At 68.7% G+C, this 24,469-nt stretch carries 20 protein-coding genes; 14 read left to right on the top strand and 6 right to left on the bottom strand.

Annotated elements, in window-relative coordinates; genetic code table 11:
- Positions 1-7: 7 nt before the first annotated feature.
- Positions 8-1,507: an HNH endonuclease signature motif containing protein gene (locus tag C3E87_RS04930; protein ID WP_076060055.1), complete on the top strand. Its 1,500-nt coding sequence runs from the start codon at positions 8-10 to the stop codon at positions 1,505-1,507.
- 22 nt (positions 1,508-1,529) lie between these two features.
- Here the strand turns inward: C3E87_RS04930 and C3E87_RS04925 are convergent, their stop codons facing one another.
- The gene (locus tag C3E87_RS04925) at positions 1,530-2,636 is read right to left on the bottom strand and encodes a ScyD/ScyE family protein (protein WP_076060053.1); all 1,107 of its coding nucleotides are present in this window, start codon (positions 2,634-2,636) and stop codon (positions 1,530-1,532) included.
- A 155-nt stretch (positions 2,637-2,791) separates the two neighbouring features.
- On the opposite strand from C3E87_RS04925, the gene C3E87_RS04920 reads away from it, so the two are divergent.
- The 8 genes from C3E87_RS04920 (at position 2,792) to C3E87_RS04885 (ending at position 9,195) form a co-directional block, all read left to right on the top strand.
- Positions 2,792-3,595: an HAD-IIA family hydrolase gene (locus C3E87_RS04920; RefSeq protein ID WP_076060050.1), complete on the top strand. Its 804-nt coding sequence runs from the start codon at positions 2,792-2,794 to the stop codon at positions 3,593-3,595.
- A gap of 143 nt (positions 3,596-3,738) precedes the next feature.
- Entirely contained in the window at positions 3,739-4,389 is a 651-nt protein-coding gene (locus C3E87_RS04915) for a TasA family protein (protein ID WP_076060048.1), read from the top strand.
- 31 nt (positions 4,390-4,420) lie between these two features.
- Complete coding sequence (locus C3E87_RS04910) at positions 4,421-4,969, top strand: hypothetical protein (RefSeq protein ID WP_076060045.1); 549 nt, start codon at positions 4,421-4,423, stop codon at positions 4,967-4,969.
- An 18-nt stretch (positions 4,970-4,987) separates the two neighbouring features.
- Positions 4,988-5,557 (top strand): signal peptidase I, encoded by a 570-nt coding sequence (locus C3E87_RS04905; RefSeq protein ID WP_076060042.1) that lies wholly within the window; start codon positions 4,988-4,990, stop codon positions 5,555-5,557.
- 60 nt (positions 5,558-5,617) lie between these two features.
- On the top strand, positions 5,618-5,902 hold the full coding sequence (locus C3E87_RS04900; RefSeq protein WP_076060040.1) for a hypothetical protein: 285 nt from the start codon (positions 5,618-5,620) through the stop codon (positions 5,900-5,902).
- Positions 5,899-6,588, top strand: a complete 690-nt coding sequence (locus C3E87_RS14845; protein WP_076060038.1) for a response regulator transcription factor — start codon at positions 5,899-5,901, stop codon at positions 6,586-6,588. Before C3E87_RS04900 ends, C3E87_RS14845 begins: the two co-directional genes overlap by 4 nt.
- 9 nt (positions 6,589-6,597) lie before the next feature.
- Entirely contained in the window at positions 6,598-6,978 is a 381-nt protein-coding gene (locus C3E87_RS04890; protein ID WP_076060036.1) for a response regulator, read from the top strand.
- A 6-nt stretch (positions 6,979-6,984) separates the two neighbouring features.
- A complete protein-coding gene (locus C3E87_RS04885; RefSeq protein WP_076060034.1) occupies positions 6,985-9,195 on the top strand; it encodes a PAS domain S-box protein in 2,211 nt (736 codons plus the stop codon).
- An 8-nt stretch (positions 9,196-9,203) separates the two neighbouring features.
- Here C3E87_RS04885 and C3E87_RS04880 read toward each other — a convergent pair whose 3' ends face one another.
- Positions 9,204-9,452 (bottom strand): hypothetical protein, encoded by a 249-nt coding sequence (locus C3E87_RS04880; protein WP_143570890.1) that lies wholly within the window; start codon positions 9,450-9,452, stop codon positions 9,204-9,206.
- 189 nt (positions 9,453-9,641) lie between these two features.
- Here C3E87_RS04880 and C3E87_RS04875 point away from each other — a divergent pair, with 189 nt between their 5' ends.
- From C3E87_RS04875 to C3E87_RS04865, 3 genes are all read left to right on the top strand, one after another.
- Positions 9,642-13,013, top strand: coding sequence for a phosphodiester glycosidase family protein (locus C3E87_RS04875; RefSeq protein ID WP_083665407.1), 3,372 nt, complete (start codon positions 9,642-9,644; stop codon positions 13,011-13,013).
- 125 nt (positions 13,014-13,138) lie between these two features.
- Positions 13,139-14,617, top strand: a complete 1,479-nt coding sequence (gene glmU, locus C3E87_RS04870) for a bifunctional UDP-N-acetylglucosamine diphosphorylase/glucosamine-1-phosphate N-acetyltransferase GlmU (RefSeq protein ID WP_076060029.1) — start codon at positions 13,139-13,141, stop codon at positions 14,615-14,617.
- 5 nt (positions 14,618-14,622) lie between these two features.
- Positions 14,623-15,600, top strand: coding sequence for a ribose-phosphate diphosphokinase (locus C3E87_RS04865; RefSeq protein WP_076060027.1), 978 nt, complete (start codon positions 14,623-14,625; stop codon positions 15,598-15,600).
- Between the two features lie 83 nt (positions 15,601-15,683).
- Here C3E87_RS04865 and C3E87_RS04860 read toward each other — a convergent pair whose 3' ends face one another.
- Positions 15,684-16,118: a hypothetical protein gene (locus C3E87_RS04860; RefSeq protein WP_143570889.1), complete on the bottom strand. Its 435-nt coding sequence runs from the start codon at positions 16,116-16,118 to the stop codon at positions 15,684-15,686.
- 281 nt (positions 16,119-16,399) lie between these two features.
- Between C3E87_RS04860 and C3E87_RS04855 the strand changes: the two genes are divergently transcribed.
- Together C3E87_RS04855 and C3E87_RS04850 are read left to right on the top strand one after the other, a co-directional pair.
- A complete protein-coding gene (locus C3E87_RS04855) occupies positions 16,400-17,146 on the top strand; it encodes an ABC transporter ATP-binding protein (RefSeq protein ID WP_076060021.1) in 747 nt (248 codons plus the stop codon).
- Positions 17,146-19,560 (top strand): ABC transporter permease, encoded by a 2,415-nt coding sequence (locus C3E87_RS04850; RefSeq protein WP_076060019.1) that lies wholly within the window; start codon positions 17,146-17,148, stop codon positions 19,558-19,560. Before C3E87_RS04855 ends, C3E87_RS04850 begins: the two co-directional genes overlap by 1 nt.
- Before the next feature lie 8 nt (positions 19,561-19,568).
- Here the strand turns inward: C3E87_RS04850 and C3E87_RS04845 are convergent, their stop codons facing one another.
- From C3E87_RS04845 to rhaS, 3 genes are all read right to left on the bottom strand, one after another.
- Positions 19,569-22,046 (bottom strand): FGGY-family carbohydrate kinase, encoded by a 2,478-nt coding sequence (locus C3E87_RS04845; protein WP_076060016.1) that lies wholly within the window; start codon positions 22,044-22,046, stop codon positions 19,569-19,571.
- A 4-nt stretch (positions 22,047-22,050) separates the two neighbouring features.
- A complete protein-coding gene (rhaI, locus tag C3E87_RS04840; protein ID WP_076060013.1) occupies positions 22,051-23,214 on the bottom strand; it encodes an L-rhamnose isomerase in 1,164 nt (387 codons plus the stop codon).
- 172 nt (positions 23,215-23,386) lie between these two features.
- Entirely contained in the window at positions 23,387-24,466 is a 1,080-nt protein-coding gene (gene rhaS, locus C3E87_RS04835) for a rhamnose ABC transporter substrate-binding protein (protein ID WP_076060010.1), read from the bottom strand.
- Positions 24,467-24,469 lie beyond the last annotated feature (3 nt).

The raw sequence follows: 24,469 nt of genomic DNA, 5'->3' as shown, positions 1-24,469 counted from the left end.
AGCTCACATGAGCGACGTGGGGGATCTGGTGCAGCAGGGCATCGCCGCGCTCTGGCACGCCGCTGCCGCCCTGAGTGCTGACCCCCTGGTGTCTTCAACCAGGCGGTTGAGCCTGGTTGATCAGGTGGCACAGGCGAAGGCGCAGTTGGCCGGCCTGGAACTGCACCTGCTCCATGAGGCCCGGCTCGCCGCCGACGACGCGACGGTGGATGGGGTGAAGCAGTCGGTGCGCACCACCACGGCGCAGGCCACCGCGTCGCTGAAACTGGCGCTGGATCTCGGGGAGCGGTTCCCGCTGATCGCCGGAGCCTTGAACGACGGGGAGATCTCCTTGGCGCAGGCCGAGGCGATCGTCTCCGGGCTCCGGAAGCTACCCGGCCGGTTGACGCAGGCAGATCTGGTGGAGTGCCAGAAGTCGGTGCTTGAACACGTGGACACCCTGGGCCCGGCCGAGTTGCGCGAGGTGGCGTCGCGGCTGGTCGAGGTGATTGATCCTGACCTTGCCGACGCCGACGAGGCGAAGCGTCTGGCGGCCGAGGAGCGGGCCGCGCGGCGAGGCAGGTTCCTGCGCCTTTCGCCGGACCATCACGGCTCGATCCGGATCACCGGCCTGCTACCGGTGGCAGATGCCGCCTTGCTGGCCGCGCAACTGGAGGCGTTGCTGCCGTCGGCCTCCTCCTACGCGGACGCGGGCGAGACGCCGGGGCCGGACGTTCGCCGCGCCGACGCGCTGGTGCTGCTCGTCCAGGCCGCGGGCGCGTCCGGCGAGCTTCCGGCCCATGGCGGGGACCGGCCTCGGGTCCACATCACCATGAAACTCGACACGCTGGCCTCGGGTCTAGGGGCGGTGGGATTACCCGGCCTGGACGTCGACAGCATCACGGCTGGCGAGGCCCGCAGGATGGCGTGCGACGCGGGCGTGATCCCTATGGTGCTCGGCAGCGAATCCCAGCCATTGGACGTCGGCCGCGAGCATCGGTTGTTCACCCCCGCCATCCGCGCCGCCCTGGTTCTCCGTGACGGGGGCTGCGCGTTCCCCCACTGCACCGCCACACCGGCCTCGTGTGAGGCGCACCACATCGTCCCGTGGTGGGCTGGCGGAGAGTCATCGATCAACAACGCGGTGCTGTTGTGTCCGCACCACCACCGGCTGGTGGAGCCAGATCCGCAACAGTCAGCCGAGTCGCAGTGGCAGGTCCACCTGGATCCGGTCACCGGGAGGGCGTGGTTCACCCCACCGAGACATGTGGACCCGGCCCGCAGGCCCAGGCAACACCGAAGACACCTGCTGCGCGAACTCGTGGCCTCCGCCAAGGCATCACCCTGCCCACCCGAGGCAGATGGAACCAACTACAGCCTGGATGAACTCCTCGAACGCAGCGCGACGATCTGGCACGCGGACGGCGGGAATGGTTCTGCGCCAAGCGGCACCGCGCCAGCACGAGTCACCGTCCGGCCGAGAGGCCGGCTCCCTGTGGGAACCGGCCTCTCCTTGCGTCGACGATGACGGCGATCCACGCAACCGCTGATCAACGCAACCGCATCGAAATCAGTTCGCCCTGCGGCGGATCGAAGAGGGCCTTGGTGGTGGCGTAGAGCGTCGAGCCCTTGACTTCGACGTCAACCGCCATCGGGAGCGCCTCGTAGAGGCTCACAGCCCGGGTATCGGCATCGACCTTGTAGATGCCCTCGCCGAACAGGGACGCGATGTACAGGTTGCCGTCGCCGTCGAAAGCCAGACCTGTGGGGGTCATGAGGCCGTCGACGTAGAGCTCGTGGTGGCCACTGGCGACGTCAATGCGATGCACCGAACCGCGGGCGCCCAGGCTCGGGTCTTCAGGTCCACCGGGAAGCAGGCCGACGTACAGCATGCCGTCGGGCCCGAACTCAAGATCAGTCGGCACCGCTTCGAAGGCGTACTCGAGGCCGGCGCAGGACGGCACTCCCAGCATCTCCGCCGCTTCGGCCGTGATCTCCGCGGGCTGTGGGGGAAGGACTGCCACGGTGCTGATGCTGCCGGTCTTCAGGTTGATGTCCAGGACGGCATTCGCGCCGGCGTCGGCCACGTAGGCGGTGTTGCCGCGCACTGCGAGCGAGTAGGCGTGGGAGTCCACTTCGACGTCAGCGCCGGTGTAACTGGCGGGGAATCCAACCACTCCCAGCTCGGCGACACAGTCGGGATTGGCCACCGCGTCGGCAGGGGACAAGCCGTATTGAACGTCCGCATCGAGGTTGTTGTCTATCTCATACTGCGCGATCTGGTCCGTGATGGTGGTCACATTGCCCGCCGCATCGATGGCCTTCAGGGTGCCCACCATGGGGCTCGGGTCGAATGGGCCTGCGCCCACGCTCTCCAGGAAGTACAAGGTGCTGCCGCGATAGTCCGCACCGCCCACCTCCCATCCGGGGGAGGAGTACACGGTGGTGGACTCGCCCTTGCTGACAGTTGTCAGCATCCCGGCGAACGACTGTGAGATGGCCACAGTGCCGCCCGGGCCCACGGCGAGGTGGAGTGGAGTGATGAGCCCGTCCTGCAGGACGGTGGGGCCTGGGTCGGGCGGTGCTGCCTGGGACATGCCCGCCGGCACGAGCGCGAGGAGGGTGGCAGAGGCTAGAGCGACGCTGCGGAACTTCATGAGATCCCCTTCGGACGCAGAGCCGGCCGACGTGGCCGGTCGCATAAGGGCCAGCCTCATCTGAGGCGTGAGTCATGTCAATAGTTTTCATGCCTGGGAAACTGCGCTGACCATGATCCACGCGGCCGGTCGTCGCGCTTCGCTAGGGTTCAGATATGCGAGAGCGTAAAGACATCAAGAGCTGGCTGACGGACATGGACGGCGTGCTGGTGCACGAGAACGTCGCGCTGCCCGGAGCCGTCGAACTCATCGAGCAGTGGAAGGCCGACGGCACCGAATTCCTCGTCCTCACCAACAACTCGATCTTCACGCCCCGCGACCTCGCGGCCCGCCTCCGTGCCTCCGGCCTGGACGTTCCCGAGGAGCGACTGTGGACGTCCGCGCTGGCGACAGCTGATTTCGTGTCCCAGCAGAAGCCCGGTGGCTCCGCCTACGTCATCGGCGAAGCGGGCATCATCACAGCTCTGCACGAGCGCGGCTTCATCATGACGGACCGAAACCCGGATTTCGTGATCGTGGGGGAGACGCGCACCTACTCCTTCGAGCAGGTGACCACCGCCATCCGGCTGATCGCGGCAGGTGCCCGGTTCGTCGTCACCAATCCGGACGCCACGGGTCCGAGCCCGGATGGCATCATTCCGGCCACCGGCGCCATCGCGGCGCTGATGACCGAAGCCACCGGCCTGAAACCTTATGTCGTCGGCAAGCCGAATCCCATGATGTTCCGGTCGGCGCTGAACAAGATCGGCGCCCACTCGGAGGAGACGGGCATGATCGGCGACCGGATGGACACCGACATCGTCGCCGGCATGGAAGCCGGGCTGCACACGGTGCTGGTGCTGACGGGAATCGAGACCCGGGAGAGCCTGAAGATCCGGCCCTTCCGTCCCGTCGAGGTACTCGACGGGGTGCACGAGCTGGTCACGGACTACCGGGGCCCTGCGCACCCGCAGGGATGAGTCCCACCTCACGAAAACGTGAGGAATCTGAGCCTGCGCCGCAAGACGCGGTAGGCATCACAGCAATCTTCGAGCCGTTAGCTATCCATGTGCCCGCCACTTCGGGCAGACAGCTTTCGCATCACCAGCTCGAGGAGACCACCATGGAACGCAAGAAGCTCAAGACCTCCCTCCGGATCACCGCCGCCGTCCTGATCGGCGCCTCCGCGCTCGCCGTCGGCGCCAACGGTATCTACGCCACCCTGAACGCCACTGCCGAAAACGTCAAGCCCCAGGAAGCCGCGTCGGGCACCCTCAGCCTGAGGCTGGGCGCCGGTGCGGATTCGGTCGGCTTCGCCGCCAACATCGAGAACCTGGCCCCCGGCGACGTGGCCAACCGCTACGTCGACCTGACCAACGACGGGTCGCTCGCGTCCACGGGCCTGAGCCTCGGGGTCTCTGCCACGGGCACGCCTTCGCTGATCACGGACGGCGTCACGAGCAAGGCCGTGCGCGTGTCCATCACGTCGTGCTCGGTCGCCTGGGACGTCACCGACGGTACCTGCGCCGGGATGACGAAGACCGAGGTGGCCGCCGCGCCGCTGTCCGCTCTGGCCGCGGCCAACTCCTTCGTGGGGACCACCCGGCTGGCAGTGGGAGGCGTCGCGCACCTCCAGGTGGGAGTCACCCTGCCGGAACAGAGCGAGACCACGGTCAACGGGCAGCTGCCCGCGGGCACCGTCCAGGGCGGCGAGGTGGCACTGACCTACACCTTCAGCGAGACCCAGGCCACCGCTGGCACCACCCACCGCTGACCACTCACCGGAAGAGGATGAGGAGTAAGCCATGAGGCGCAGTCTGGCTGCGGCCACGCTCGTCCTGGCCATCCTCGTCACCGTCCTGCCCGCAGCCTCCGCGTCCAGCCGCGCGGAGGCCCGGGTGGGGGCGACCACCACCGCTGCGGCTTGGGGCGTAGCGGCGGTGGGGCAGGGCGCTGCGCCCACGGGCTCCCCCCTGATCCTCATCTGGACCAATCTCAAAGGCTTCCGCTACTCGTTCGTCGACCTCGTCAACGTCGGCACCGTCGAGGTGTCCGGAGCGAGCCTGCTGCTCGACTCGGTGGCGCTGTCCGGCGGAAACAACCCGAGCCCACAGCTCACCTTCGACGCCTGCGTAGGCGCGGACTGGAACCCGGCCACCGCCACCTGCTCAGGTGAGGTGGTGCACCTCGGGATGAGCGCGGGAGGGATCCTCGACGCGAGGGTTGTCATGGCCGCAGGAGCGCGGATCAGTCTCCGCGTTCTGCACTCGGCCAACCCGAACCAGTTCCAGTCCACCCTGCAGGTGGCCGTCTCGCGAGGCCAGGTTCGCGACGCCACCACCACCAACAGCTGACCGAAAGGCGCTCGACGGATGACCGATCACGCAGCCGCCCAACCTGCTGCCGTCCGTGCCGGCCGGTGCCGTCGGCTCCGAGCCGTCGTTGGCTGGGCCATGGTCACGGCAGTGGTCCTCTGCTGCGTGGCGCTGGCTGTCGTCACGAACATGGGCAACTACCACCTCACCCGGGTGCTCTCGAACAGCATGGCGCCCACCTTCTCTGTTGGCGACCACGTCATCGTCCAGGACCGTCCGGCCGCCGAACTGGCCGCGGGTCAGATCGTCGTGTTGCCGCAGCCGGGCAGCAGCAACCTGTTCATCCACCGGATCCTCACCGTTGAGCACGGCGGAGACGGGCCCATCGTCACCACGCAGGGCGACAACAACCCTGCCCCCGATGCGTGGACGCTGCGCGTGACCTCGCCCACCGTTCCGGTGTTCGTGGCGGCTCTCCCCACCCACGGCCTGCCGTTGCCGACGCTGCCCGCAGCCACCTCGCAGGTGCTCCTCGCACTGGGGCTGGCCGCGCTGTCCCTCCTCCTTCTCCTGCCCGGCCGCACCGACCGCAGCGCCCGCTCCGGAGGAGACCCCGCTAACCCGTAGCCCGAGTGTCAATCGCCTCCCACTACTGCCATAATCGCGGTGGGGAGAGGGGGAACGACCGTGAGGGCGTCGTTCAGTGGCGGTGAGACCGCCGACATCGATCAATTCGTCGCGGAGCGTCGTGAGCGCGTCGCCACCACAGCGATCAGCGAGCTGCGCGCCGCGGAAGCTGCAGAACTGCCGGCGCTGCTGCACCGGCTCGCCGGCAAACTGGACTCGTTCGGCCTACCCATGGCCGGGGAAGCAGTGCGGGAGCTCCTCGGCGACTTACCGGGCGAGGCCTCTGAACTGAGCCGCCGGGCACACCGGATCGCAGCTCTGCTCAGCTCTGAGGTGGCTTCGTGACCCAGCCGCTCATTCTCGTCGTTGAGGACGACCCGGATCTGCGGGAGCTCATGATGGTGAGTCTCACCAACTCCGGCTACCGCACTGTTGCCGCGTCGGACGGTGACCGCGCCCTCGAGCGGTTCCACGCCTCGGCGCCGGATCTGGTGCTGCTCGACATCGCGCTCGGCCCGCACTCCATCGACGGCCTCGAGGTATGTCGCCGGATCCGTCGGGAGAGCGACGTGCCGGTGGTTTTCCTCACCACGCACAGCGACGCCGTCGACCAGATCGTCGGTTTCTCGTCAGGTGCCGACGACTACGTCACCAAGCCCGTCAACCACCGGCTGCTGCTGGCACGCATCGCGGCGATCCTGCGCCGCGTCCACGGCGCATCCCGCTCGTCGGACCCCACCGAGCTGGTCGCCAACGGCATCGCCCTGGACCTGGTGGCACGCACCGTCATGGTCAGCGGCACCCTCGTGGATCTGACGCGTATCCAGTTCGACCTGCTGGTGCCGCTGGTGGAGGATCCTCGACGCGTGGTGACACGCGACCAGCTCGTCGGGCGCGTGTGGGGAGAGTGGTACGGTACCGACCACCACCTCGACGTTCATCTGTCCCGGCTGCGCCAGCGCATCATCGACGCCGGCGGACCACGCGTAGCCCACGCGGTCAGAGGGGTGGGCTACCGCCTGACCAGCTGAGGAGAAGCGATGTCGCCAACGGTCCTTGTCGTCGAGGACGACGCAGATGTTCGATCATTGATCGCGTTCGCCCTCGGGCTCGACGAATCCTGGCGCGTGCTGACGGCGGACTCAGTTGCAGCCGCTTTGACGGTCCTGGAATCGGACGGGGACGTCGACATCGTGCTGACCGACGGCCAGTTGGGCGACGGCACGTCCGAGACCGTGCGGGCGGCTGCCGCCCCGCGCCCGGTGGTGCTCCTGAGCGCGTGGGCCGACGGCCCATCGGCCAATAGAGTTCCGGAAACCGGGTATGCCGTCAGGATCGCGAAACCGTTCGACCCCATGACCCTGTCCGCGGCCTTGTCCTCGGCCCTGGCTGCCCGCAGCCAGCATCCGGACGGGGAGTAGCGGAAGGTGAGCACCACCGAGAGCCTCCTCACCGCCGCCCTCGACGGGCTCATCGACCTGCATGTGCTCGTCGAACCCGTGCGCGACGCAGACGACAGCATCGCCGACTTCGTAGTGCTCCTGGTCAACCAGACAGCTCTCGACGCGTGGGGGGTGACGCGCGAGGAGGTGCTCGGCGTCGGCCTGCTCGAGATTCTCCCCGGTCTCCGGGACGCCGGCATCTTCGGGCATCTCGTCACGACCTCCCGGACCGGCGAGCCAACCGTGTTGGTGGAGCAGGAATACGCCAGCGAGATGCTGGGCAGCGTCGCCTACTTCGACGTGCGTGCCACCAGGGCCTCGGGCGACCTTGTCAGCATCAGCTGGGCGGATGTCACCGCACGGCACCTCGCCTCTGTCGCCGCGGACGAAGCCAGGGAACGCTACCGGCTGCTCGCCGAGAATGCCTCCGACGTGGTGCTGTGCACCACGGAATCGGCGTTGGAATGGGTCTCGCCCTCGGTCGAAGCGATCCTGGGCTGGCGGGCGGAGCAGCTGCTCGGGTCGAGTCCGGAAGATCTGATGCACCCCGACGACGCAGCCATGGTGTGGTCGGCGAGAGCCCCGCGCGCGGCGGGTCCGCAACGCACGGAAGCCCGCGTCCGATGCGCCGATGGCAGCTACCGCTGGATGGATGTGCGTTTCAACCTGGCCGGTTCGCAGGCCTCGGGGCAGGCACTGTGGGCGGTGTCCTGCCGCGACATCGATGCCGAGGTGGCGGTTCGTGCCCACCTGCGTGACGAACGCGCGATGTTCGAGGCGATCAAAGAGTCTGTCACTGACGCCTTCGCCACCGTCGACCGCTTCGGAACCGTCATTGCCTGGAACGGGGCCGCCGTGGACATGTTCGGCTATGGCGAGCACGAGGCGCTCGGCCAGAGCTACCGGCTGTTCATGCCGGAGATGTATTGGGCCATCGTCGAGCGCTGGCTCGGGGACGTCGACGGCAGGGAACTGCGAGAGGCGGCGTCCCGCACCCACCGGGTGCGCCTGCTTCACCGCGACGGCACGACGTTCCCAGGCGAATACTCCATGGCGGTGTGGAGCCGAGGGGACGCCCGCCACGTCACCGTGATTCTCCGTGACGTCACGCGCCAGCAAACTGTCCTGGACAACCTCGAATACAGCCGCCAGGAGCTGGCCGAGGCCCAGCGGCTCGCCAACGCCGGCAGTTGGACCTACCACCCTCGGATCGGCCGCTTCGAATGGTCCGACGAACTGCGTCGCATCTACCGGCTGCCGGTCACGGGCGAAACCACCACGATGGAGGAACTGACTGACCCGATCGTCGAGGGGCAACGGCAACGGGTGATCACGGCTATCGAATCCGCGCTCGCCGGCGGCGTGGAGGCGGACGTGGAGTTCGACCTCCGCTGCGCCGACGGTGAACTGAAGCGTCTCCGCGGGCGGGTCGCCACGGCGACCGACCCACGGGATGGCAGCCTGCGTGTACGCGGCAGCGCCGTCGACATCACGGGAGCCCACCGGGCGGCAGAGGCCCGCGTGCGCCGCACCGCACGCCATGCCGACTACCTGGCCCGGGTGGAACACACCCTGCGCACTCATCTGTCCGTGGTGGAGGGGTGGTCCGGCATCCTCGAGAAGACGTTCGACGACCTGCCGCCGACTGTCCGCGACGAGGCGATCGGGGCGATCCGCCGCAACGCCACGTCTCTGGTGACCCACGTCAAGGGACTGATGAACGAATCGGCCTTCCTCGCCCAGGCCGATGTCATGGAAGTGGGCCCGGTGGACGTGGCCATCGTCGCCGCCGCAGTGGCTGCCGACTACCGGGGCCTGGCGGAGGGCCGCCGCCTGGAGGTGTCGCCCAGGTCTGGGGTGGTGGCGACCGCCTCGGCCGAGGGCCTCGACACCATCGTGCGGCACTTGGTGGAGAACTCGGTCCACCACGCAGGAGAAGGCGGCTCTGTGGAGGTCCTCACGCGCTCGCTTCCGGGCCGCACCGTGGAGATCGTGGTGCGCAACGACGGCGCCCCCATCCCCGACGGCGTGGAGTTGTTCACCGCGTTCGCCAAGGACCGCAGTTCAGGGGGCAACGGGCTGGGGCTCCATGTCGTCTCCACGCTGGTGGAGGCCATGGGTGGTCGTGTCAGCGGCGGCAACCGGGCTGATGGGCCGGGTGCGCAATTCGTTGTCGCGCTTCCGGCCGCCGACTGAACGCGCCGCTACCCGGCTCCCTGGAGCCGCCGGAGCAGGGACTCGACTTCGTGGCGTAGCTGAACCGTGCGCCCCCTCACCACCTGCGCCGCCCGCTGCCGTATCGCCGCGTCGACGCGGTCGTCGTCGAGCAGCTCGAGCCATCCCTCGATGACGCTGAAGTGCGTGGTGATCAGGTGCTGTTGCTCCGTGATCTGGGCGCGGCTGGGCCCACTGCTCCCGGCGGTGTCTCGGTTGAGTGGAACGGTGGCTGTCACCTTCCCATCATCCACGTCGACCCCTGTCATCCCTGTCCCGGTTTCCTCACCGCAGGCTCACAATGTGCCGGCGCGGCGATGCGTGGGATTCATCGTCCCGACACCTGCCGTCCATCTGAGCGAAACCCGCTGTTCGGGACGGTGCCTTAGGAAGTTAGGCAGGACATTTCCCGACCCCCAGGAGCCCCCGTGCCAATCCTGTCCACCCGCTCAGCGTGCGCGCTGGTGACGGCCGCGTCGTTGATCAGCCTCTCGCTGATCACCCCGGCGCAGGCCGAGCCAACCGCATTCCGCGACGATTCCCCCATCGTCATCCCGAACGTGCAACTCGCCCCCGAAGGCACCCTGCTGACCAACCGCGAGGACGCGGCGATCGCGCCCGGCGTGCACTACACGTCGTTCGACCGGTACGAACCCAACGGCTGGGTCCGCGGCGACCTGCTCACGCTCGACCTGACCAGCAACGGTTTCCACCTCGACTACGTGAACTCCGGCAAGGTGGCCAAGACGGACACGCTGAGCCGCCAGCTGACCAATGCCGGGGCCATCGCCGGCGTCAACGGTGACGGTTTCGACATCAATGACACCGGCGCGCCCGTCGGGCTCGGGATCCGCCGCGACGGCGAGGTCGTCTCCGGCTACGCCGAAGGCACCGCGCAGCGGCGCGGCCCCAGCGCGGTCATCGGCAAGGACGGCCTGGCCCGGGTCGCGCAGCTCTTCCTCGAGGCCAGCGCCACCGACGGCGAACACACCTTCCGCGTCGACTACCTCAACGCACCGCACGTATCGGCCGGCACCATCGGCCTGTTCACGCCCGAGTGGGGCGACGTGGCCGTCTCCCGCACCCTGGATTCCGGGGCCACCCCCTGGCAGGTGCTGCTGCGCGACGGCGTGGTCGTCTCGTCCGGACCCACCGTCGACGCCGCGCAGCTGGCCGACAACGAGCAGGTCCTCATCTCCCGCGACGGCGGTGCCACGAAGCTGGCCGAGTTCACCGTCGGCGAGAGCGTCGACGTCGAGTACGCCATGCGCGACTCCGCCGACATCGCCGCCGCCATCAACGGCTTCTTCCCCGTGGCCATTGACGGCGAGGTTGTGACCGGCAACACCACGGACCTCCACCCCCGCACCGTGCTGGCGCTGACCCGCGACGGCAGCCGGATGGCGCTCATGACCGTGGACGGCCGCCAGGCCAACTCCCGCGGCATGACCGAGGTGGAGACCGCAGACTTCTTCCTCAGCAAGGGCTTCCACCACGTCCTCAACCTCGACGGCGGCGGCTCCTCCCAGCTGAACGCCCGCCTCGCGGGCCAGGACGCGGCCACCATCCGCTCAGCACCGTCCGACGGCGGCGAGCGCCACACTGCCAACTCGCTCGGGATCTTCCCCACCGACGACGGCTCCGGCCAGGCCAGGGGTTACTCCGTGGTCGCCACCAACTCGCTGGTGCAGTCGGCCGACGCGGACGCCTCGAAGGACCTGTACGTCTTCACCGGGCTCAGCCGCGTCGTCACCGCGCAGGCGTTCGACGAGACCTACGCGCCCGTCGATGCCGCACCGAAGTTCACCGTGCTCGGTGAGAACGCCCGCGTGGGCGCCACCGACTCGGCCGACACCGTCGTGCTCACCGGCCGCGCCGCCGGCACCACCGAACTCGTCGTCGGCCGGGGCCAGGACGTGAGCAGGCAGGAGATCCTCGTGCTCGGCCGGCCCGTGCGAATCTCCACCAGCACCCCGCAGGTCAGTTTCGCCTCCATCGAGGCCCGGGACACGTTCCAGGTCTTCGGTCATGACGAGCGGGGCTTCACCACCTGGATCGAGCCGCGCGACGTCCAGCTCGACTACGACCCGGCCCTGATCTCCATCACCGCGGAGGGGGACCACTTCGTCGTCACGCCCAAGGTTGAATCCGGCTCGGCACTCATCAAGGTGGCCGCAGCCGGCATCCAGACCGAGCTCGCCGCCAGCATCGGCCTGGCCAGCACCGTCGTCGACACCATGGACTCCATGACCGGCTGGTCCGCCACCAAGTTCCCCGCAGCGGTGGGTGCCTCGGCCTCCCTCGCAGTGGGTCAGGGTCGCGACGGCGGCAACGCCATCGCCCTCGACTACTCGCTCACCGGCACCACCGCCACGCGCGCCGCCTACCTGGGCATCAACCCCACCATCACGCTCAGCGGCACCCCGCAGAAGATCGGCGCGTGGGTCCACGGCGACGGCCAAGGGGCATGGCTCCGCGCCAACGTCTACGAGGCGACCGGCGGCTCGGCCAAGACCATCAACATCGCCTCCAAGGTGGACTGGACGGGCTGGCGCTACGTGGAGGCCGACGTGCCGGCGGGCCTCAACATGCCGCTGCGCTTCTTCCGCCTCTACCTCGTGGAGACGAACCCTGCGATGCAGTACTCCGGGCGCGTGCTGATCGACGACCTCACCGTCCGCTCCGCCCCCGAACTCCCGGCGCTCACCATCCCGCGGGAGACCACCCCGGTCCTCGTCACCGACGGCTCGGTGCCTGAGAGCTTCTGGCGCTACGCCGTCGTCTCCGACGCCCAGTTCACCGCCGACAACCCCACCTCCGACGTCGTGGCCCAGGCCCGACGCACCCTTCGTGAGGCGCTGGCCGCGAACCCCGAGTTCATCGTCATCGCGGGCGACTGGGTGGACCGCGGCTTCGCCCGGGACATCGCGCTGGCCAAGCGGGTCATCGACGAGGAGGTGGCCGGCCGGGTCCCGGTGCACTACGCCCCGGGCAACCACGAGTACGCAGGCCCCTCCAGCCTGACCGAGTGGATCAAGGTCTTCGGCGAACCCAGCCACACCTTCGACCACAAGGGCACGCGCTTCATCTTCCGTTCGACGCCGGGCTACACCCTGCGCTCGGGCGGCTTCGACCAGATCGTGGACCTCAAGGCCCAGCTCGACGACGCCGCCACCAACGAAGCGGTGCGCAACGTCGTCGTGGTCCAGCACCACCCGATGACCGACCCTTCCGCGACGGGCGGCTCGGCGCTCAGCGACCCGAAGGAGGCCACGATGCTGGCCGACTGGCTCGCCGACTTCGCCCTGACGTCCGGCAAGGGCGTCGCCCTGCAGGCGGCGGGCGTGGGCGTCTTCCACGCCTCCAGCACCGACGGCGTGCTCCAGCTCATCAACGGCAACGCGGGCAAGGGGCCCTCGGGTGACCCGGCCTGGGGCGGTTTCACCGGCTGGACGCTGGTGGGTATCGATCCCGCCGCCGAGCCGCAGCCGCTGGACGAGCGCCGTTGGGAGGAGCCCCGACAGTGGATGTCGGCGGAGTTCCGCCCGCACGTCGACCGACTGGAGGTGAGCGCCCCAGAGGCGGTCGCCGTCGGGGCGGCCGTCGAGGTCTCCGCCGAGGTGGTCCAGGAGAACCGCCGGGTGCCGGTGCAGTACCCGGTGGCGGCTGACTGGACCGTTTCGGAAGGAGTGGAGTTCGATCCCGCCACCGGCCGGCTCGTGGCACTCGTGGCCGGAACGCACACCGTTTCGGTGATGGTCAACGGCACGACGACGGAAGCCACCATCGTGGCGTCCTGAGCGTCCATACCCGATCGGGGGCTCCGCGGATCACCGCGGAGCCCCCGTCGTTTCGTGTCGTGCCCTGCGTTCGGGCTGGTAGTTTCTGGGGTGAGCCCCCTGGCCGTCGTCGAAGGGAAATTCTGGTGTCCAACACTGACAACGAGCTCGCGCAGGTCGCGGCGGTCATCGTGCTCGCCGCGGGTGGCGGGACGCGCATGAAGTCCAAAACCTCCAAACTCCTCCACGAAGTGGCCGGCAAGCCCATGCTGAGCTTCGCGGTGTCGGCCGCGGCCGCGCTGGACCCGGAGCGACTCGTCGTGGTCGTCGGGCATCAGCGCGAAGAGGTGGTGGCCCATCTGGAGCAGCTGTCCGAGCAGCTCACCACCGCCGTCCAGGAGGAACAGCTCGGCACCGGGCACGCCGTGGAGTGCGGGCTCGCCGGCCTCGGCGACATCGAGGGCGACATCGTCGTCACCTACGCCGACGTGCCGATGCTGGCCGGCGAGACGCTGCGGCAACTCGTCGCGGTCCACCGCGGCCGCCGCAACGCCGTCACCGTCATGACCTCGCGCGTCGAGGATCCCACGGGCTACGGCCGCATCATCCGCGAGGACGACGAGGTCGCCGGCATCGTCGAGGACCGTGACGCCACGGAGGAACAGCGCGCCATCACGGAGATCAACTCCGGTATCTACGTCTTCGACGCGGCCAGTCTCCGCGAGGGCCTGGCATCGCTCAAGACCGACAACGACCAGGGCGAGCGCTACCTCACGGACGTCGTGAAGTTCTGTCACGAGCGGTCGCAGAGGGTCGGCGCCCACCTCGTCGACGACGTCTGGCAGACCGAGGGTGTCAACGACCGGATCCAGCTGGCCCGCATCAACCAGGAGATGCAGCGCCGCATCCGGGATTCGTGGATGCTCAAGGGCGTCACCATGATCGACCCGGCGTCCACCTTCATCGACGTCGACGTGGATCTCGCGCCCGACGTGCTGCTCAACCCCGGCGTCATCCTGATGGGTGCCACCACCATCGGCGAGGGCGCCATCATCGGCCCCGACAGCAGCCTGATGGACGTCGAGGTGGGCCCTGGCGCGGAGGTGATCCGCACGCACGGATCGTTCGCCGTGATCGGTGAGGGCGCCACAGTGGGGCCCTTCGCCTACCTCCGGCCGGGCACGATCCTGGGCGACGACGGCAAGATCGGCAGCTTCGTCGAGACGAAGAACGCGCAGATCGGGGCGGGTACCAAGATCCCGCACCTGTCCTACGTGGGCGACGCCATCGTGGACGAAGGGGCCAACATCGGGGCCGGCACGATCTTCGCCAACTACGACGGCGTCCACAAGTCCACCACCCACGTCGGCAAGGCCGCCTTCGTCGGATCGAACTCCGTCCTGGTGGCACCCGTCGACGTCGGCGCTGGCGCGCTGGTGGCCGCTGGGTCTACGATCACGGACGACGTGCCTGCGGGTGCGTTGGGCGTGGCCCGGGGGAGGCAACGCAACGTCGAGGGCTGGATGACCCGCGGTCGTCCGGATTCCAAGCAGGCCGCAGCAGCGGCTGAAAGCGACGGCACCATCCATCCGGCAGTGATCGAGTCCCGAGAAAAGAAGGCCTGAGCCACATGTCCCACCAGATCGCCAAGAACGACAAGCACCTGATGCTGTTCAGCGGGCGCGCCTACCCCGAGCTCGCTGAGGAGGTGGCGAACCTGATGGGCTGCCCGCTGGTGCCAACCCGCGCTCTGACCTACGCCAACTCCGAGATCTACGTCCGGTTCGAAGAGTCCGTCCGTGGCTGCGACGCGTTCGTCATCCAGTCGCACACCGCTCCGGTCAACGAGTGGATCATGGAGCAGCTCATCATGGTGGACGCGCTCAAGCGGGCCTCGGCCAAGCGCATCACCGTGGTGGCCCCGTTCTACCCCTACGCCCGCCAGGACAAGAAGCACCTGGGCCGCGAGCCCATCTCCGCGCGCCTCGTGGCAGACCTGTACAAGGCCGCAGGCGCGGACCGCATCATGTCGGTGGACCTGCACGCCGCCCAGATCCAGGGCTTCTTCGACGGCCCGGTGGACCACCTCTGGGGCCTGCCCGTGCTCAGCGAGTACGTCCAGGAGAAGTACGACACCTCCGAGATGGCCATCGTGTCTCCCGACGCCGGCCGCGTCCGCCTGGCTGACCTGTGGACCGACTACCTCGGTTGCTCGCTGGCTATCATCCACAAGCGCCGCGACCCCAACAAGGCCAACACCGTCGCCGTGCACGAGGTCGTCGGCGACGTGGAAGGCAAGATCTGCCTCCTCGTGGACGACATGATCGACACCGCTGGCACCATCGCACAAGCTGCCCAGGCGCTGAAGGAACGCGGTGCCAAGCAGGTCATCGCGGCGGCCACGCACGCCGTGTTCTCCGGCCCCGCGGCCCAGCGCCTCAACGCCTCGGGCATCGACGAGATCATCGTGACCAACACGCTGCCACTCCGCACGCCGGAGCCCATCGCGAACCTCACTGTGCTGTCCATCGCACCGCTGATCGCCAAGGCGATCGACGCGGTGTTCCTCGACGGCTCCGTCACATCGCTCTTCGGTGGCCAGGCCTGAGGTTTCCGCCCGTTCCGTGAGAAGGGGGCCGGTGTGGATGATCCACACCGGCCCCCTTCACGTTGCGGAGGGTACGTCCCGGTTCAGCGGCTCAGTGTGACGGGCGACGGCTCGGGGAGTGACGCCAGCGCCACGGCGAGCCGCTCGGCGTAGGTGCCGCGAGGGGCCAGGACGGCTGCGGCGCCTGCCGGCAGATCATCGGGGTCCGTGACGGGGGGCGAGGTGTAGAAGACCTGCGCGCCGGCGCCGGGGCCCCCGTCGAGCCGGATGCGGCGGGTGAGCACGGCCAAGTTGGCGAACCGTGTGGCCGCTTCGGCTGAATGCTCACAGTGATCGACTGCGAGGTGGAGGCGGCAATGAACGGCCAACTCCACCAGCCAGGCGAAAGGAACTTCCGTCAGGCAGCGGTCCAGAACCACGGAGCCGGATAACGACGACTCCTGGCAGCTCAGGCTGATGTCTGTCACGCCGCTGGAGGCGAGCCAACGCAGGATCGCTGCGTGTTTTCTTTCCGGCATTACTTGTCCTTCCGGCCGTTGATTGACCCTATCCCGTTTTCATCCAGGCCGGGTAAACCGTCGTTCAGGTACCACTCTCAACCCGGACGGAACGTCATTAACTTCATCTTTCGGAAAAACACGAAAGATTGTTACACGCCCACCGCGCACCCTCGGGGTCTTCCACGACCCTGGTCGACCGTCGCCTCATACCTGCGACGTGCGAGGCGGGACGTGGGGTGGATTCCCCGGGTGCGGCGGCCTCAATAGGTTGGTCGGCGAAACCTCTGGAAGGACACCCCATGACGCAATCCCAGCCCGCCTCGCGTCCTGCGTGCGGCACCCACCACCTCACGAAGGTCTACGGTTCCGACGACCGGCAGGTCGTCGCCGTCAACGACGTCTCGGTGAGCATCGAGCCCGGTTCCTTCACCGCCATCATGGGTCCGTCCGGCTCCGGCAAGTCCACCCTCATGCACTGCATGGCGGGCCTCGACCGTCCGACGTCCGGCTCGGTGTTCGTCGGCACCGACGACCTGGCGCGGCTGCCCGAGAAGAGCGTGACGCGCATCCGCCGCGACAAGGTGGGCTTCGTCTTCCAGAGCTTCAACCTCCTGCCCACCCTCACCGCCGAGCAGAACATCCTGCTGCCACTCGAACTGGCCGGCAAGAGGGTGGACCGCCCGTTCTTCCAGCAGGTCGTCGCGTCGTTGGGCCTCGGCGACCGCCTCACCCACCGCCCGTCGCAGCTCTCCGGCGGCCAGCAGCAGCGCGTCGCCATCGCGCGCGCCATGGTGACCCGCCCCGAGGTGATCTTCGCCGATGAACCCACCGGGGCACTGGACCTCAAGACCGGCACCGCGCTGCTCGAATACCTGCAGCTCTGCTCGCAGGAGCACGGGCAGACCATCATCATGGTCACCCATGACGCGCGCGCCGCCTCGTACGCCCACCGGGCGCTGATGCTGCTCGACGGTCGCATCGTCGCCGACATCGCCCAGCCCACCGCCGAGGGCGTCAGCTCCTTCCTGCAGCAGGCGGTGGCCTGATGTGGCGTCAAGCCGTCTCTGAGCTGAGGCTCCATCCCGGCCGGTTCGTGGCCACCCTCATCGCCATCGCCATCAGCGTGGGCTTCATCGCGGCCATCTCCGTCTTCGTCAACTCCGAGCAGACGGCGTTGGGCAAGTCCACCACCATGCCGCTGGCCAATGCGGACCTCTTCGTCACGACGCTGGGCCTCGAGCTGCCCGAGCTCGTCGACACCCTTGAGGGGGTCGACGGGGTGCGCGCCGTGCACGAGGTGCCGTTCGGCCAGTCCACCATCCTCAACTTCGGCGACAGGTCAGAGGTGAGCATGCTGTACAGCGTGCCGCCAGCAGACCTCCAGTGGTCTGAACTGGTTGACGGCAGGTGGCCCACCTCCGAGCAGGAGATCGTGTTGTCGCGCGCCGGCCTCGATTCGCTGGGCGCCGACATCGGTGACTCGGTCTCGCCGGACCACGATTCCGCCACCGCCTTCACCATCGTCGGCGCGACCGACGACCCCGCCTCCCTGTGGTCCACCGTCGGCTACCTGCAGTTCGGCCCGGAGTACGTGAGCACCGATTACGCACTGGTCCTCGACGACCGGGCCTCCGCCGCCGACGCCTTCGACGGTGTCTCCGAGGCCGCGGCCTCCCTGGACCCCGACATCATCGTGCGGACGGCGGCCGCCGAGCGGCAGACGCAGCTCGACGACCTCACGAACCAGTTCGACATCTTCAAGTACCTGCTGCAGACCTTCGGCGTCGTCGCGCTGCTCGTGGGCATGATCACCATCGCCAACACCTTCGCCATCCTCGTGGCGCAGCGCCGTCGGCAGGTGGGCCTGCTGCGGGCCGTGGGTGCCTCGCCGGGTCAGGTGATGGGACGCATCGTCGTGGAGTCGTTGCTGCTGGGTGTCGTCGGCTCGCTCCTGGGCATCGCGCTCGGCTTCGGCGTGGCCCTGATCGGCGGCTCCATCACGGGTTCGCTCTACTGGGGCCTCGACGTGCGCTGGGGCGAGCTGCTCGTCGCGCTGCTCGCAGGCGTCGCCGCCACCATGATCTCGGCCATCGCGCCCGCCATCGTGGCGTCGAGGGTGAAACCGCTCGAGGCGCTGCAGGCTGTGCCGACCGAAGCCCAGGCACGGCGGGCCGGCCTCATCCGGACCATCCTCGTGGCCCTCACCGCGGCCATCGGCGTCTTCCTCGTCGTGATGAGCCGCATCAACACCGAAAGGAGCGTGTTGTGGGCCGTGGGTGCAGGCGCGTTCCTGACGGTCGCGGTGCTCGCGGCGGCCCCGTTCTTCGTCCCGCCGCTGCTGAAGCTGCTGGGCGCCGTCTTCGGCAGGACGGGTCCGACGGCCAGACTCGCCTTCACCAACGCCGCCCGCAACCCCAAGCGCGCCGCGGCGACGGCCACCGCGCTGATGCTCGCCGTCGGGCTCATCGTGACGCTGCAGGTGGCGCTGGCGACGGCCCGCACCTCCGGCACGGAATCCATCCACGCCACGTATCCCGTCGACTTCACCGTCTCGTTCGCCGACGATGAGGTGCCAGCCGATCTCATCCAACGGCTCGAGGGCATGGAAGGCGTCGCCGGGGTGCGGACCCTGCCGGCGAAACAGTTGGACAACGACGTGGTGGCCTTCGACCGCAACGGCCTGCTGCGGGAACTCGGCAAGCGCATCGCCGAGGACGCCCATCCGCAGGACGGCGAGGTGGTCGTTTCTGAGGGGAGCCTGCTCGCCCAGGGCCAGGACACCGTGACCCTGCCCGGTGCCAACGGCGACGTGACGCTGAAGGTGGTCACCGGCACCGGCCTCGAGTATTACCAGGCCTCGGTGACCACGGCCACGCTGGAGCAACTGGCCGGCGACCCCGTGGAGCGCGAGATCTGGATCACGCTCAAGGACCGCGGGGACCTGCAGGCCATCAACCAAGTGGTCAAGGTCCTGGAGACGGTGCCCGACGCCTTCTTCGGCGCGTCCGGAGCCGGGGCGATCCTGGTGCTCAACCAGGTGCTCGACGTCATGCTGATCGTGCTGACTGGCCTGTTGGGCGTGGCGATGGTGATCGCCCTGGTGGGCGTGAGTAACACGCTGGGCCTGTCGGTGATCGAGCGGCAGCGGGAGTCCGCGCTGCTCCGCGCCCTCGGCATGCAGCGCTCCGGCCTGCGCTGGATGCTGCTGGTGGAGGCCCTCGCCCTCGTCGGGGTGGGGGTGCTCATCGGGCTCGTGGCCGGCATGTTCTTCGGCTGGTTGGGGGTGTCGTCGACGCTCCTGATGATGCCGGGCGAGAACGTCCAGCTGCACTTCTCGATCGACGTGCTCTACACCGCCGGGCTCATCGCCGTCTGTCTGGTGGCGGCCGTTCTGGCCTCGCTGCTGCCCGGTCAGAAGGCGGCCAGCGCGCCCCCGACGGAGGCGCTGGCCGCCGACTGAGAAAGGAGCTACTCGGTGGCGACCTGCTTGCGGTAGGCCTCCGCCTCCCAGTTCTCGATGAATCGACGCTCCCGCTCGTCCAGGGCCCGCACACGGCCGAGGGCCGTGGCGGCCTGGCCGACGGTCAGCGCATCGACGTAGACCTCGAGCGCCGTCCTGGCCTGCTTCTCGTCGGCTCCCACCGCAACCACTCCCAGCCCCGGGGAGACCGCGATCACCGGGTCCACCCCGTGCTGCTCGCGGTGCCGGCGGACTGCCTCGGCTGCGTCGTCGCCCTCGTTGAGCACCACGGGGAAGGAACCCGCGTACACGATCTGGTCGGGAATCAGGGGCCCCTCGCGGAGGAAGCGGGCGCCGGCCTCTGTGAGCGGGAATTGCGTGGCGATCGTGCTGGCGTCGAGCGCCGTGAACTTTGCGCCCACTGCGGCGCGGAATGCTTCGGCGACCGCCGGCAGACCGCCGGTGGCGGCATCCACGGCCTGCTGCACCCGTCGCATGACGCGGTGACTCTCGCTGCGCACCTGGTCCGGGTCGTCGCCGGAGACGATGAGGCCGTGGTTCATGAGGAACGTGGTGGTGGGGGCGGGCCGGCCGGTGCGCTCCGTGTAGGCGGCACGGCGTGCGGCGATCTCCCTGGCCAGCGGCAGGCCGGGGTCGACGTAGGGCACCCAGAGGACCTGGTCGCCGAACAGTCGGCGGGTCAGCTCCTCGCCGTCGGCGTTGCAGGTCACCGCGTTGATGAGCAGCGGGTGGGTGTGCAGCACGAAGGTGTCGTCGATGAGGGCGTGGAAGAGGATCTCCACCGACGGCCGGCGGGGTCCGTCGTCGAGCCTCGCCAGGGTGGCCAGGTGGTTGACGGGGTCGCCGAGAGCGGGATCCGGATCCGGGCTGGCGAGGGCGCCGTTGAGAACGTCGACGGCGAGCGGCACCAGGTCGTCGGTGCTGAGCGTGGCCATGGAGACACCGCTGGGCTTGATCCAGAGCACGCCGCCGGACTTCACCGACGAGTTGCCACCGCCCGCCCGGGTGAAGGCCGGGTCGGCGCCGAACTCGTTGGAGAGCGCCACGATGTCACGCAACAGGCCGACGGGCCGCTCGGGGGAGGGTTGGTAGGAGGTCAGGTCGGTGGACATCATCGAGACCTTTCGCAGTTCGGAGAGGGAGCCGTGCAGCAGGCCCACGGCGCGGGCCTGGATGAGCGAGTTGCCGATGGCGGTCGCCTCGACGGGGCCGGCAAGTACGGGCAGCCCCGTGCGGTCCGCGGTCAGTTGGTTCAGGAGGGTGTTGGCAGAGCCACCGCCGACGATGACGACGCGGCGCGGCCGGCGGCCGGTCAGGTGCGCCAGTTCCGCGATCGTGTCGGCGTAGGCGGCGGCCAGGGATTCGAGGACGGAGCGGGTGAAGAAGGTGGGGTCGTCGAGACGTTCGTCGCCTCCGAGGAGCGCCTTGACCCGCGCCGGCATGTCGCCGGGAGGCAGCAGCGAGGGGTGGTTGACGTCGAACACGGGCGCGTCCGTGACGCGGCGGGCGGCCTGCGCCAGGGCCGCGGGGGAGTGACGGTGCCCCTCGGCCTCCCACTGGCGGATCGCCTCGGAGATGACCCAGAGCCCCATCACGTTCTTGAGGTAGCGCACGGTGCCGTCGACGCCGCCCTCGTTGGTGAAGTTCTTCAGCCTCGACTCGTCGGTCAACACCGGCGCCGGCAGTTCCATGCCCACCAGGGACCAGGTGCCGGACGAGATGAACACGTCGCCGTCGTCCTGCAGGGGCGCGCCCACGACGGCCGACGCCGTGTCGTGGGATCCCACCGCCACCAGGGGGATGCCGGCCGCGGGACCGTTGATGATCGGACCCAGCACCGTGCCGGGTTCGACGACCTCAGGGAAGATGCGGCGGGGAAGGCCGAGCCTGTCGATGAGGTCCCAGTCCCACCCGCCGGTGCGGGGGTCGAGCAGGCCGGTGGTGGAGGCGTTGGTGCGCTCGGCCACGATCCGCCCGGTCAGCCAGTGGCCCAGCAGATCCGGCAACAGGAGGAGGTGCCGGGCCTTCTCGAGGCGGCCGGACAGCAGGTCGTGACCGAGTTGGTTGATGGTGTTGATGGGGAGATCCTGGAGACCGGTGCGCGCGTAGAGCTCGTCGGGGGCGATGCGCCCGGCGATCAGTTCGCGCCCGGCGGCGGTGCGCTCGTCGCGGTAGTTGTACGGCAGGTCCAGCAGCTGGTCGTCGCCGAGCAGCCCGTAGTCCACCGCCCAGCAGTCGATGCCGACGGCCGCCACGTCACCGTGGGCGGCCGCCATCGCCAGGCCGATGCCCGCCTGGATGTCCTCGAACAGCGGGACGACGTCCAGCCGCAGCCCGTCCTCGCTGCGCCGGGCTGCAGTGGAGAAGCGGTGCACCTCGGTCAACCGTGGGCACCCGTCGTGGAAGGTCGTGAGCACGACCCGTCCGCTGGTGGCACCCAGGTCGACCGCGATGACCGCATCCATGGGGTCAGGCCCCCCAGCTCGACTGGGCACCGCCGACGCGTTCCTCGGCGATCTGGGCGAGGTAGCCGCTGTCGGCGAAGGCCTTCATCGGGTCCGCCGGCAGCCCGCGACCCTCGCGCCACTGCGCCAGCGCAGGCCGCACGTCGGTGTAGAACGCGTCCATGAGCACGGCGTTCGCGCCCAGTACGTCGCCCGCCTGCTGTGCTGCTTCCAGCGCTGCGGTGTCGACCAGCAGGGAGCGGGCCGTCATCTCCTGCACGTTGAGCACGGAGCGGATCTGCCCCGGGATCTTGTCCTCGATGTTGTGGCACTGGTCGAGCATGAAGACCACGCCGTTCGCGGCGTCGAATCCGCCGCCCCGCTTGACCTCCCACAGGATGCGGAAGAGCTGGAACGGGTCCGCGGCTCCGACGATGAGGTCGTCGTCGGCGTAGAAGCGTGAGTTGAAGTCGAACGACCCCAGCTTCCCGAGGCGCAGCAACTGGGCGACGATGAACTCGATGTTGGTGCCCGGGGCGTGGTGGCCGGTGTCGAGGCAGACGAAGGCGCGCTCACCGAGGGCGGAGACGTGGGCGTACGAGGTGCCCCAGTCCGGCACATCGGTGTGGTAGAACGACGGCTCGAAGAACTTGTACTCCAGCACGAGGCGCTGGTTCTCGCCGATGTGCCGGTAGATCTCCGCGAGGGAATCGGCCAGCCAGTCCTGGCGGCGGCGCAGGTCGCCCTGGCCGGGGTAGTTGGTCCCGTCGGCCAGCCAGATCTTGAGGTCCTGGGAGCCGGTCTGGTTCATCACCTCGATGCAGTCGAGGTGGTGCTCGATGGCGCGACGACGGACGCCCGCGTCGTGGTGCGCGAGGCTGCCGAACTTGTACTCGTCGTCCTGGAAGGTGTTGGAGTTGATGGTGCCGATGCCGACGCCGAGGTCCTCGGCGTACTCCAGCAGGCCCTTCCAGTCGTCGACCTTGTCCCAGGGATAGTGGAGGGACACCTTCGGAGCTAGGCCGGTGTACCGGTGGACCTGGGCGGCGTCGGCCAACTTCTCATGGACGGTGCGGGGGGTCCCTGGGGTGCCGAACACCCGGAACCGGGTGCCCGAGTTTCCGTAGGCCCACGAAGGAACCTCGATGGCCTGCGCTGCCAGTTGGGCGCTGATGCTGTGGTCGAACATGGGCCGCCTCCTTGCGGTTGGGAGTTCATTTAAACGGTTCAATTGAAACGATACAATTCCATCTGAGAATGGTCAAGCCAGCGCAGAGGTCAGGGTGGGGGGATGGAGCGGGGGTCCCGCGAACGGGACCCCCGGACGTGGAGTGCAGGCACAGAGGCCCGCGGCGCCTCGATCAGAAGTCGAAGTCGGCGATGTTGTCGGCGTTGAACACGAAGGGGTCGCCCAGCAGGACGACGCCGTCGGCGCCGACCTCGTAGCTGCCCAGACGGCCGGCCTCGAAGGAGTCGCCTTCCTCGCCGGTGATGTCGCCGTTGACGAGGGCGCCTGCCGCGTGGGCGGCGAGGTAGCCGAGGTCGCCCGGGTTCCAGAGGGCGAAGGCGGTCACGGTGCCGTCCTCGACGTACTCACGCATCTGGTTGGGGGTACCCAGGCCGGTGAGGGCGACCTTGCCCTTGTACTGCGAGGTCGACAGGTAGCGGGCCGCCGCGGCGATGCCGACGGTGGTGGGGGAGATGATGCCCTTGAGCTCCGGGTAGGTCTGCAGCAGCGCGGCCGTGCGGTCGAACGAGGTCTGGTCGTCGTCGTCGCCGTAGACGACCTCGACGAGTTCGATGTCGGGGTGGCTGGCCTCGAGCTCTTCCTTCATCATCTCGATCCAGGCGTTCTGGTTCGTGGCGTTGGCGGAGGCGGAGAGGATCGCGATCTGGCCGGCGTCGCCGATCTGCTCGGCCACGAGGTCGACCTGGACGCGGGCGATGCCCTCGGCGTCGGCCTGGTTGATGAACAGGTCACGGCACTCGGGGTTGGTGTCCGAGTCGAACGTGACAACCTTCACGCCGGCGCTGCGGGCCTCGTCGAGGGCGTCGCAGATGGCGCTGGGATCGTTGGCCGAGACCACCAGGGCGCCGGTGCCCTGCTGCGCGGCGGTCTGGATGAAGCTCACCTGTGAGGTGGGGCTGGCCTCCGTGGGGCCGATCTCGCTGAAGGTACCGCCGAGCTCCTCGACGGCTTCGTTGCCGCCGGTGCTGGAGGTGTCGAAGTAGGGGTTGCCCAGGTTCTTGGGCAGGAAGGTGATCGTCAGGTCGCCGTTGGCGCCGTTGTCGGCGGGTGCGGACTGGGAGGTGCTGTCGCCGGTGGTGGGCTCGGCGCCGTCGTCGGTGGTACCGGTGCCACAGCCGGTGAACAGGAGGGCTGCTGCGGCCGCGAGGGCAGCAGATCGGAACGCGAAGCGCGTCTTACGAAGTCCAAACATCAT

It is taken from the genome of Tessaracoccus sp. ZS01 (assembly GCF_022342445.1).
In the GTDB taxonomy this organism is placed as follows: domain Bacteria; phylum Actinomycetota; class Actinomycetes; order Propionibacteriales; family Propionibacteriaceae; genus Arachnia.
The sequence above is the reverse complement of the archived record's forward strand: the minus strand, read 5'-3'. Positions and strand labels throughout refer to the sequence as shown.

Bases quoted from the DNA above. Each gene is read 5' to 3' on its own strand.
- rhaI (WP_076060013.1), bottom strand. From the start codon at position 23,214: ATGTTCGACCACAGCATCAGCGCCCAACTGGCAGCGCAGGCCATCGAG.
- C3E87_RS04845 (WP_076060016.1), bottom strand. From the start codon at position 22,046: ATGGATGCGGTCATCGCGGTCGACCTGGGTGCCACCAGCGGACGGGTC.
- C3E87_RS04910 (WP_076060045.1), top strand. From the start codon at position 4,421: ATGAGGCGCAGTCTGGCTGCGGCCACGCTCGTCCTGGCCATCCTCGTC.
- C3E87_RS04925 (WP_076060053.1), bottom strand. From the start codon at position 2,636: ATGAAGTTCCGCAGCGTCGCTCTAGCCTCTGCCACCCTCCTCGCGCTC.
- C3E87_RS04850 (WP_076060019.1), top strand. From the start codon at position 17,146: ATGTGGCGTCAAGCCGTCTCTGAGCTGAGGCTCCATCCCGGCCGGTTC.
- C3E87_RS04915 (WP_076060048.1), top strand. From the start codon at position 3,739: ATGGAACGCAAGAAGCTCAAGACCTCCCTCCGGATCACCGCCGCCGTC.
- C3E87_RS04890 (WP_076060036.1), top strand. From the start codon at position 6,598: ATGTCGCCAACGGTCCTTGTCGTCGAGGACGACGCAGATGTTCGATCA.
- C3E87_RS04920 (WP_076060050.1), top strand. From the start codon at position 2,792: ATGCGAGAGCGTAAAGACATCAAGAGCTGGCTGACGGACATGGACGGC.
- C3E87_RS04865 (WP_076060027.1), top strand. From the start codon at position 14,623: ATGTCCCACCAGATCGCCAAGAACGACAAGCACCTGATGCTGTTCAGC.
- C3E87_RS04860 (WP_143570889.1), bottom strand. From the start codon at position 16,118: ATGCCGGAAAGAAAACACGCAGCGATCCTGCGTTGGCTCGCCTCCAGC.
- C3E87_RS04930 (WP_076060055.1), top strand. From the start codon at position 8: ATGAGCGACGTGGGGGATCTGGTGCAGCAGGGCATCGCCGCGCTCTGG.
- C3E87_RS04855 (WP_076060021.1), top strand. From the start codon at position 16,400: ATGACGCAATCCCAGCCCGCCTCGCGTCCTGCGTGCGGCACCCACCAC.
- rhaS (WP_076060010.1), bottom strand. From the start codon at position 24,466: ATGTTTGGACTTCGTAAGACGCGCTTCGCGTTCCGATCTGCTGCCCTC.
- C3E87_RS04905 (WP_076060042.1), top strand. From the start codon at position 4,988: ATGACCGATCACGCAGCCGCCCAACCTGCTGCCGTCCGTGCCGGCCGG.